At 68.0% G+C, this 8788-nt stretch carries 9 protein-coding genes; 2 read left to right on the top strand and 7 right to left on the bottom strand.

What is annotated here, in order from left to right; genetic code table 11:
- Positions 1–135: 135 nt before the first annotated feature.
- The 5 genes from dacB to ACYP5B_RS52970 form a co-directional block, all read right to left on the bottom strand.
- Positions 136–1671, bottom strand: a complete 1536-nt coding sequence (gene dacB / locus ACYP5B_RS52990) for a D-alanyl-D-alanine carboxypeptidase/D-alanyl-D-alanine endopeptidase (RefSeq protein ID WP_459575507.1) — start codon at positions 1669–1671, stop codon at positions 136–138.
- Between the two features lie 71 nt (positions 1672–1742).
- Positions 1743–2330: a MarR family winged helix-turn-helix transcriptional regulator gene (locus ACYP5B_RS52985; protein ID WP_459575505.1), complete on the bottom strand. Its 588-nt coding sequence runs from the start codon at positions 2328–2330 to the stop codon at positions 1743–1745.
- A 73-nt stretch (positions 2331–2403) separates the two neighbouring features.
- Positions 2404–2913 (bottom strand): DUF3237 domain-containing protein, encoded by a 510-nt coding sequence (locus tag ACYP5B_RS52980; protein WP_267605620.1) that lies wholly within the window; start codon positions 2911–2913, stop codon positions 2404–2406.
- On the bottom strand, positions 2910–4085 hold the full coding sequence (locus ACYP5B_RS52975; protein ID WP_459575502.1) for an ABC transporter substrate-binding protein: 1176 nt from the start codon (positions 4083–4085) through the stop codon (positions 2910–2912). Before ACYP5B_RS52975 ends, ACYP5B_RS52980 begins: the two co-directional genes overlap by 4 nt.
- A 92-nt stretch (positions 4086–4177) precedes the next feature.
- Positions 4178–5458, bottom strand: a complete 1281-nt coding sequence (locus tag ACYP5B_RS52970; RefSeq protein WP_459575500.1) for a flavin-dependent oxidoreductase — start codon at positions 5456–5458, stop codon at positions 4178–4180.
- 350 nt (positions 5459–5808) lie between these two features.
- Between ACYP5B_RS52970 and ACYP5B_RS52965 the strand changes: the two genes are divergently transcribed.
- Positions 5809–6018: a hypothetical protein gene (locus ACYP5B_RS52965; protein ID WP_267605622.1), complete on the top strand. Its 210-nt coding sequence runs from the start codon at positions 5809–5811 to the stop codon at positions 6016–6018.
- Between the two features lie 95 nt (positions 6019–6113).
- On the opposite strand, the gene ACYP5B_RS52960 is transcribed toward ACYP5B_RS52965, so the two are convergent.
- On the bottom strand, positions 6114–6578 hold the full coding sequence (locus tag ACYP5B_RS52960; protein WP_267605623.1) for a PACE efflux transporter: 465 nt from the start codon (positions 6576–6578) through the stop codon (positions 6114–6116).
- A gap of 115 nt (positions 6579–6693) precedes the next feature.
- Between ACYP5B_RS52960 and ACYP5B_RS52955 the strand changes: the two genes are divergently transcribed.
- Positions 6694–7599 carry a LysR family transcriptional regulator gene (locus ACYP5B_RS52955; RefSeq protein ID WP_459575497.1) on the top strand — a complete coding sequence of 302 codons (906 nt, stop codon included), beginning with the start codon at positions 6694–6696 and terminating at the stop codon, positions 7597–7599.
- A gap of 31 nt (positions 7600–7630) precedes the next feature.
- On the opposite strand, the gene ACYP5B_RS52950 is transcribed toward ACYP5B_RS52955, so the two are convergent.
- Entirely contained in the window at positions 7631–8608 is a 978-nt protein-coding gene (locus ACYP5B_RS52950; protein WP_459575495.1) for a tripartite tricarboxylate transporter substrate binding protein, read from the bottom strand.
- Positions 8609–8788 lie beyond the last annotated feature (180 nt).

Genomic DNA, 8788 nt, shown 5'->3' with positions numbered 1-8788 from the left:
GATATCGTCGGGCGCTCTTATCCCGCTGGTTGGCTCCCCTCTCCCGCTTGCGGGAGAGGGGCCGGGGGAGAGGGCGGGCGCTCGCAAGGGCGTGATCTCACCGTTCTTCCGTACCGGCTGCCAGTATCACGCCACTCAGGGTGCGCCCTGATACACCCATTGCAACAGGGCGTCGTGGGCTTCGCGGGCTTGTGCTGCGTTGGCGTGGTTGATGTAGCTGACCACCACATACCGATCGCCGTTCAGGGCATCGACATAGCCGGCAAGCGCCCGGACATCGTTCAACGTTCCTGTCTTCATGTAGGCATTGCCGGCCGCGCCGGCGCGCGTCAGGCGGTTGCGCAGCGTGCCATCGACGCCGAGGATCGGCAGCGAATCCATCAGCACCGGCCCGACTTCGCTGGCCAGCGCTTGCTGCAGCAGCCGCGACATATCGTAGGCACTGATCCGTTCTTCACGCGATAGCCCGGAGCCGTTGTCCAGCACCAGGCCGGGCATGTCCAGCCCCTGGCGCGCCAGCCAGCGCTGCACCACCTTGGCCGAGCGCGTCGTGCTGGCCGGACCGCCGCGATCCATCTCCGCGCCGATGGTCAGGTAAAGCTGGCGAGCCATCACATTGTTCGAGAACTTGTTGATGTCGCGCACGATTTCCGACAGGGGCTGGCCATAGTGGCGTGCCAGCAGGAAGGCGTTGCGCGGGGCGCGGCCCATGCGCAGGGCTGGCTGGTGGGTGAAGCGGCCGCCGGCCAGTTGCCACTCGGCGACGAAGCCGCCCCAGGCGAACTCGTTGTGCGAGAGCGTGGCGATATTGACCACGTGTTCGCCGCAGTCGGCGGCGTAGCTGCCGTCGAAGGAGGCCAGCACGGTGCCGTCGGGTTGCGGCGTGACGGCGGGGCGGGCGCGTGCCGACCAGTTGCCGCATTTGCCGTTGGACAGCGCGAGGCGGTTGTCGAGCTTGAGCTGCGCCAGCGCGGGCGTGACCGATACCGCGACCGACTGGTTGACCGGGTCGGGCGTGATGGTAAACGACAGCGTCTTGAAGGCGTAGAGCAGTGCGTCGGGGCTGACGTTGTAGGCGCGCTGGGTTTCGCCGTCGATGGTGGCGCCGTTGTCGAGGGTGGAATCGAAGTAGCTGCGGTCCAGCACCAGGTCGCCGTTGATGGTGGTGGCGCCCGCGGTGCGGGCGGCGTTGACCAGCTTGGCCATTTCTTCGGGCACCAGCTTGGGGTCGCCATAGCCGCGCAGGTAGACATTGCCGTTGACGGTGCCGTCGGCACCCGGCTGGTTGTCGGCGTAGAGCGCGGTCTGCCAGCGGTAGCCGGGGCCAAGCAGCTGGAGCCCGGCGAAGGTGGTGACCAGCTTCATGGTGGAAGCCGGGTTCATCGGCGTCTGCGCGTTCCAGCTTGCGCGGGGCGCGGGCGCGCCGACCTTGATCACGTAGAAGCTGGTGGCCGAGGCGGGCACATGCGCGCGCTTGAGCGCGGCCGTCACGCTGCCCGGCAGGCCCGAGCGCGGCTCGGCGGGCTGGGCAGCGGCGTGGGCGGCCTTGGTCTTGTGAACGGTGGTCTTAGCGGTGGCGGCGCTCAGGCCGCTGATGCACAACAGCCCGGCGACGCAAAGCGGCAGCAGGCGGCGAAGAATTGGGGAAGGGCGTTTCGGCATGGTGCCCATGTTAACGCATGGGCCTGGGCGCGGATGACGCCGCCTTTCGATTTCCGCAGGATTTTCCCCAGAATTTCCGTCTAGTCTTGCGCAGCGTTCGTCGGCTCTGCCATCTGGGCGGCACCCACTGGCTGAGGTGGCGCGAGCTTGCCGAGCAGCGCGCGCAGCGTGTCTTGCTCCTGCGCCGACAATGCACTCGCGACGCGCGCGTCATGCGCGCACACCGCGGCGGTGGCGGCTTCCAGCGTGCGCCGTCCCGCTGTGGTCAGCACCAGGCTGTAGGCGCGGCGGTCGTGCGGCGCCGGGCGGCGCGCAACCAGCTTCATGTCTTCCAGCGCGTCGACCAGCAGCACCGCACCCGAGCGCGCAATGCCCAGGATGCTGGCCAGCTCGGTCAACTTGAGCAGCGGATTGCGCGAGACGATCACGAGCGCGGAGAAACGCGGCGGCGTGATGTTCCACTGCGCCAGCGATTGCACGAAGTCTTCGTAGATGCGGATCTGCGCGCGGCGGATGGCGTAGCCGACCAGGCTGTCGAGTACGCCATAGTCGACGTCGGCGATATGCGGATCGAACCCGCCGGGTGCATCGGCTGCCTGGCTGGCGCCGGCGGGATCGGGGGCGAGGGCATCGCGGCTGCGGCGCGCTCGCGCCTTTGCTGTGGTCATGAGGCCTTGGCGTCAGTCGATGAGTGTGGGTGGTAGCGGTAAGGGGGATGGGCCGGCGGAAAAACCGGGCCGCCTACATGACGCGAAAATACCGCATTTCCACCCGGTCCGGATAGCGGGCGCCGGTGGCGACAAACAGGTGCTGCATGAGCCAGTCGTAGCCGGGCGCCGACGTCTCGAAGCGGGGCGCGGTGCGGAAATAGATCAGGCGCGGGTCGACGATCTCGCCACCGGCCAGGCGCGCGATCAGCTCGGCCGGCCCGCTGCGCACGCCGGCGTTGACGATGTAGATGCGCTCGCCGTCGCCGGTCTCCAGCACGTAGCGGGCCTCGATGTCCGCCACGACGATGCCGTTGCCGGCGTCGTGGCGCACCAGCTGGAAGTCCGCCCCGCCGGGCAGGATGCGCCCTTGCAGGCGCGGCCCGGAAACTACGCCGTCGAGGATGGGGATGACCCGCCGGTTGCCCAGCGCGCTCGTGCCCACCTCGGTGGCCGGCGCCAGCCGGAAGCTGAAGTCCGCCACATGCTCCAGCGTGGGCGTGGGCAGGGCGGCGATGGCGAGGGGCGCGGCGGGCGAGGTCATTTCAGCAGCTTCCAGTTGCCGTTGTGGATGGTCAGCATCACGCGGCCGCGTGTGTCGAAGCCGAAGTGATCCTGCGCGGTGTAGTTCAGCACGCCGTGCGACACCACGATATCGCGTTCGCTCTCCAGCGCGGCCTTAAGGGCTTTGCGGAATGCCGGCGTGCCCGGCTTGGCCTGCTTGAGCGCCACCGGCACGATGCGCTGCAGCACCAGGCCCGCATCGTACGGGTGGGCGCCGAACTGGGTGCGGCTGTCGGGCCCATACAGTTTCTCGTAGCGGCCCACATAGTCCAGTCCCGGCTTCTTGGTGGCGGCGCTGTCGGGCAGCTGCTCGGCCACGATCACCGGCCCGGCCGGCAGGATGGAGCCGTTGACGGCCTTGCCGCCGATGCGGATCAGGTCCTTGGTGGCCGCGCCGTGCGTGTGGTAGACCGGGCCCGCGAACCCGCGCTCGCGCAGCGTGGTGTGGGGCAGGGCCGCGCCGGTGCCGGCGCCGGCGATCAGCACCGCGTCGGGGCGGGCGGCGATCAGCTTGAGCGTTTGCGCGGTCACGCTGGTGTCCGAGCGCGCATAGCGTTCGGTGGCCACCAGGCGCATGCCGCGCGCGGTGGCGGCGGTGGTGAATTCCTTGAGCCAGGTTTCGCCGTAGGCGTCGGCAAAGCCGATGAAGGCGATGGTCTTGACGCCTCTCGCGTGCGCCGCATCCGCCACGGCTTCGGCCATCAGCTTGACCGGCTGTGCCAGGCGATAGGTCCATTCGCCGCGCCCGGGCTTGAGCTCGATCGGCGAGAAGGCCAGCTGCACGGTCTGGCTCTCGTCGGCCACTTCGGCAATCGCGATCGATGGCGCCACCGCCGACGAGCCGAGGATGATGTCGACCTTGTCTTCGCTGACGAAGCGGCGCGCCACCTTGGTGGCCTGGGTGGGATCGGAGCCGTCGTCCAGCACGATGTAGCGGACCTTTTCGCCGCCGATGGTCTCCGGCAGGAAGGGCATGCTGTTTTTCTGCGGGATGCCGAGCGAGGCCGAGGGGCCGGTCGACGCGATGCTGACGCCGACCGTCACTTCGGCAAACACGGGTGCGGCGCCAAGCGCGCAGACAAGGCCGGCGGTGACGGCGAGCGCAAGGCGGGTGGCGGGCGTGGCAAGGCGGGTAAGGCTGGGGCGCGGCACGATGTCTCCTTATCTTCGAATGACCCGGCTTCTCAGGGCCGGTCGGGGGGCATGATTCGACGGACTGGCGCAATTACAGGCGCGCGGCCCGCTTAGCGCGGCGGCACCTGCAGCGATTGCCGGTCGAAGCCGGCGAGCTGCTTGTAGCGCAGCGCAATCGCTTCGAGCTCCGTGCGCGGGATCACGCTTTCGATATCGCTGAAGCCTTGCGGCGCGCGCTGCTCGGCCAGCTGCATGACCTGCTCGGGCCCGTTCATGCGGTTGCGCAGCACGATGGCCGCGGTGCGCGGCAGTCGCTCCGCCTCGTACTCGCGCAGCGCGTAGCCGGTGCCGCAGACGTCGCGCGGCGCGCCGTTGGCCAAGAGGCTGTCCATCAGGTAGCGCGCATCGAGGATGGCCTGCGCGCTGCCGTTGGAGCCGATCGGGTACATCGGGTGGGCGGCGTCTCCCAGCAGCGTCACGCGGTCGAAGGTCCAGCGGGGCAGCGTGTCCTTGTCGACCATGGGGAATTCGTAGATGGCCTGCGCGCCGTCGATCAGCGCGGGGATGTCGATCCAGTCCCAGCGCCAGCCGGCAAAGGCTTCGCGGAACACGGACTTGTCGACCTCTTTGTTCCAGTCGCTGCGCGGCGGGGTATCCGGCGCGCTGTCGGGCACGCGCAGCTCGGCAATCCAGTTGACCAGCGAGCGCCCCTTGCGGCGCAGCGGCTCGGAGATCGGGTAGGCCACGAACTTCTGGTCCTGGTGGCCCGCCATGAACATCGAGTTGCCGTCCAGGTACGGCGGCGCCTCGGTGACGGCGCGCCACAGCGTGCGGCGCGAGAAGCGCGGCGCGTCGCCCTGCGGATAGAAGTGGCGGCGCACGGCGGAGTGGATGCCGTCGGCGCCCACCAGCACATCGGCCCGCGCCGTGACTTGCGCGTTGTCGCTGCGCCGGCACAGCGTGAACTCCACTGGGTCTGCGGCGCGCGCGCCGGTGCTCGCGACCGCCTCAAACGTGTGGCCGGCATGCACGCTGTCGGCCCCCAGGCGTTCCACCACGGTGCGGTAGAGCAGCATCTGGAATTCGCCGCGATGGATGGAGAACTGCGGCTGGTCGTAGCCCGCCGCGCGCCCGCGCGGCTCGTGCCAGATGCGCTGGCCAAGCTTGTTGTAGTAGGAGAGGGAGGAGGTCTGCACCGCCAGCTCGGCCAGCGCATCGTGCAACCCGAGCTCGGACAGCTCGCGCACGGCGTGCGGCAGCAGGTTGATGCCTACGCCGAGCGGGCGCAGCGTCTCGCTGGCTTCCCAGACCTCGACCTCGATGCCGTGCCGGTGGCAAAGCAGTGCCAGCGTCAGGCCACCGATGCCGCCACCGGCAATCGCGATCTTCATGGTGTTGTCTCCACGGCTTGTTATGGATTGCCCGTGCCGTGCGTGCTCCATGCGGAGCGGGCGGCCGGCAGCAATATTGTTATGTAGTATAACTAATTGCACGGAGGCTTCAAGATGGCCGGTGTGCGGGGAAACCCGCAAGTAAGCGGCGCATACACGTCCTGGGCACGGGATTTGTGGGAATCCGCTGACACGAGGTTCGGCCATGCCCCCGTCACGCAAAGCGGCCCCGAGCCCCATACTGAACGCACCTGCCGCAGATGTGGACCTTGCGGTAATACGCGATAACGATGCCTGGTTGCATTGCCAGGCCCAAAGCAAATGCCGCATATCCCACAAGGAGCCTCATCATGCGTACCGTAACCCTGTCTATCCTGCTTGCCACCCTGCTGAGCGTGGCGGGTTGTGCCGACATGACGCCCAAGCAGCGCAATACCGCCATCGGCGCGGGTGTCGGCGGCGTGGCTGGCGCAGCGCTGGTCGGCGGCCCGGCGGCTACCATCGGTGGCGCAGCGCTGGGCGGCGTGGTCGGTAACGTGGCTACGCCCGACCGCAGGTAAGGATCAACGCCGCCACCCGTAGCCATACGAAGCGGCTCGCCAAAAAGCAAAAAGCGGATGCCGTCGGCATCCGCTTTTGCTTTCTTATCGCCGGGTCAGCAGGCTGACTTCGCGATCGCCTCCGTAGCCTGCCCGCTTTTCCCCACAGTGTTGGCCACCGGGAACACGGCGTCGTAGGCCCAGTTGTAGACGAACGCATAGACCACGTAGAAGGCCGCCAAGGCGATGTCCATGATGAACGCATCGATGAGGCTCATGTCGAGGTACCACGCTACCATCGGCAGGAACACCACCAGCAGGCCCAGTTCGAACAGGATGGCGTGGAGCACCCGCACGGGCACCGGCTTGCGCAGCTGCCCGGTGAACCGAAGCATGGCCTTGTCGAACAGCACGTTGTAGATGTAGTTCCAGGCGGCGGCGATCACCGATGCCACCACGGCGAGGATGCCGATCTGGTGCAGGGCGAAGCCAAACACCCAGCTGCCGACCGGCGCGACAATCAGCAAGCCGATCACTTCAAAGCCGATGGTGTGACGAATTCTGTCCTTGGTGCTGCGCATGATACTTCCTGTCTGGCGTGAATGAGGCCATTCTATCGAGTATTCTGGGATGGTAAAGTTAGGTTCTATCGCTAAAAACGATGGATGGGCCGGCGGCCCGTCTCAAGGAATCGACATGAGCCTCTCGCTAGAGCAACTCCAGGCCTTTGCCGCCGCCGCCGAGTGCGGCTCTTTCTCTGCTGCCGCGCGCCGCCTGGGCAAGGCCCAGTCGGTCGTCAGCGCGGCCGTGTCCAACCTCGAGATCGACCTGGGCAACCAGTTGTTCGACCGCGGCGGGCGCTATCCCACCCTGACCCCCGCGGGTGAACGCCTGTTGGCAGAAGCGCGCGTGATCCTGGAGCGCTGCGAGCATTTCCGCGGCGTGGCCAAGAGCCTGGGCGAGGGCGTGGAGAGCCGCCTGGTGCTGGCGGTGGACGAGCTGTATCCGGAGGAAACCCTGGGCGTGATGCTGGAGGAATTCTCCGCGCGCTTCCCGGCAGTGGAGCTGGAGCTGCTGTTCCCCTTGATGGAAGACGTAAGCCGGCTGGTGCTGGAGCGCTGCGCGGACTTGGGGCTCATGTGGCGCCAGGAAGTGCTGCCGCCGGAGCTGGGTTTCCGCGCGCTGGGCTGGGTGCCGATGCGGATCATCTGCGCCCCTGACCATCCGCTTGCGGACCAGCGCGTGGGCTGGGAAGAACTCAAGCGCTACCGCCAACTGATGGTGGCGACCCGCGCCGACAGCGAGGAAAAAATGCGCCTGCGCGTGGCCGCCGAAGTCTGGTGGGTGGAGAGCCAGTGGGTCATCGTCGAGCTTGTCAAGCGCCGGCTGGGATGGGCCTTCGTGCCCTGGCACGTGGCGGCCAACTCGCCGGCGGGCACGCAGCTGGTGTCGCCCGCGCTGGAGTTCGACGACCAGGACTGGCCGGTGGCCATGGAGCTGGTGTGGCACAAGCAACGGCCGCTCGGCAAGGCCGCCACCTGGCTCAAGGAGCGGGTGAGCAAGCAGCCGCTGCCGCGTCCGGAGGTGCCTGCCCGGCCGTAGCCGATATCGGCAGCTATCGGTCCTATCAGGCCTATCGGGCCAGCCCGAATTCCTTGGCCAGCGTGCTGTAGCGCTGCACCGTCCGCTGCACGTAGGTATCCAGGTCCGCACCGCCCAGGTCGACAGGAAACAGGCCTTGCTCCGCGCGCAGCCTGGCGAATGCCGGGCTGGCCTGCAACCGCTCGAAGCGGTTGGCCCAGCGCCGGTAGTCGGCCTGCGGCACCTTGGGGCCCATGTAGAAGCCGCGCAGGATGGGCCAGACAATGTCGAAGCCCTGCTCGCGCGCAGTGGGCACGCTGGCCAGCCTGCCGGGCAGGCGCTGCTCCGCCAGCACGGCCAGGATGCGGATGCCGCCCGCGCCGAGCTGCATGGCGGCCTCCGATGCGTCGCCGGACACCGCCTGGACGTGCCCGGCCTGCAGCGCCGTAAAGGCCTCGCCACCGCCCTCGAAACCCACGAAGCGCATGCGCTTGTAGCCCACCCCGGCCTGCCGGGCCACCAGCGCGGCCTTTATCCAGTCCTGGTTGCCGATGGTGCCGCCTGCCCCGAACAGCACCTGGTCCGGATCCGACCTGAGCGCGGCCACCAGGTCCTTCAGGCTCTTGAAGGGCGAATCGGCGCGCACCGCGATCACGCCGTAATCGGTGCCGAGCGCGCCGACCCAGCGCACGTCCGCCGCGCCGTACTTACCGAACTTGCCTTCAGCCAAAGCCAGAAGCGAGCCGTCTGAAAAGGCTACGATGGTATCGGGCTCGGCGGGGCGTTGCGCCACGATGCTGTTGTAGGCCACCGCGCCGATACCGCCCGGCACGTAGGCCAGCCGCATCGGCTGCTCGGTCAGTCCGGCTTCGAGCAGCGTGCGCTGCGCCAGCTTGCAGGTCAGGTCGAAGCCGCCGCCGGGCTTGGCGGGCACGATGCATTCCGGCGCGGCGGCCGCCGGCCGCGCGCAGGCAGCGGCGAGGGCGAGCGCCGCGCAGGCAAAACGCAGGGCGGCCAGGACGTGGCGCATCGATTCTCCTCGGGGGGCGATTGGACGGCAGACAGCTTACCGGGAAATCCCGAACAAATCCGCTGGCCGCCAATGCGAAAATCAGGCATAACTGAGCGCGCCTGGAAGCGCTGGACGAAGCCGCCGAACGGGCCAAAGCGGCGCGCCATGACGACGACTGTCTCTCCCTCTCCCCTCAGG

It is taken from the genome of Cupriavidus sp. 8B (assembly GCF_054589115.1).
This window is presented reverse-complemented; position numbering and strand designations above follow the sequence as displayed.

Excerpts from the sequence above, each read along its gene's own strand:
- dacB (WP_459575507.1), bottom strand. The coding sequence starts at position 1,671 with ATGGGCACCATGCCGAAACGCCCTTCCCCAATTCTTCGCCGCCTGCTG.
- ACYP5B_RS52985 (WP_459575505.1), bottom strand. The coding sequence starts at position 2,330 with ATGACCACAGCAAAGGCGCGAGCGCGCCGCAGCCGCGATGCCCTCGCC.
- ACYP5B_RS52980 (WP_267605620.1), bottom strand. The coding sequence starts at position 2,913 with ATGACCTCGCCCGCCGCGCCCCTCGCCATCGCCGCCCTGCCCACGCCC.
- ACYP5B_RS52970 (WP_459575500.1), bottom strand. The coding sequence starts at position 5,458 with ATGAAGATCGCGATTGCCGGTGGCGGCATCGGTGGCCTGACGCTGGCA.
- ACYP5B_RS52965 (WP_267605622.1), top strand. The coding sequence starts at position 5,809 with ATGCGTACCGTAACCCTGTCTATCCTGCTTGCCACCCTGCTGAGCGTG.
- ACYP5B_RS52960 (WP_267605623.1), bottom strand. The coding sequence starts at position 6,578 with ATGCGCAGCACCAAGGACAGAATTCGTCACACCATCGGCTTTGAAGTG.
- ACYP5B_RS52955 (WP_459575497.1), top strand. The coding sequence starts at position 6,694 with ATGAGCCTCTCGCTAGAGCAACTCCAGGCCTTTGCCGCCGCCGCCGAG.
- ACYP5B_RS52950 (WP_459575495.1), bottom strand. The coding sequence starts at position 8,608 with ATGCGCCACGTCCTGGCCGCCCTGCGTTTTGCCTGCGCGGCGCTCGCC.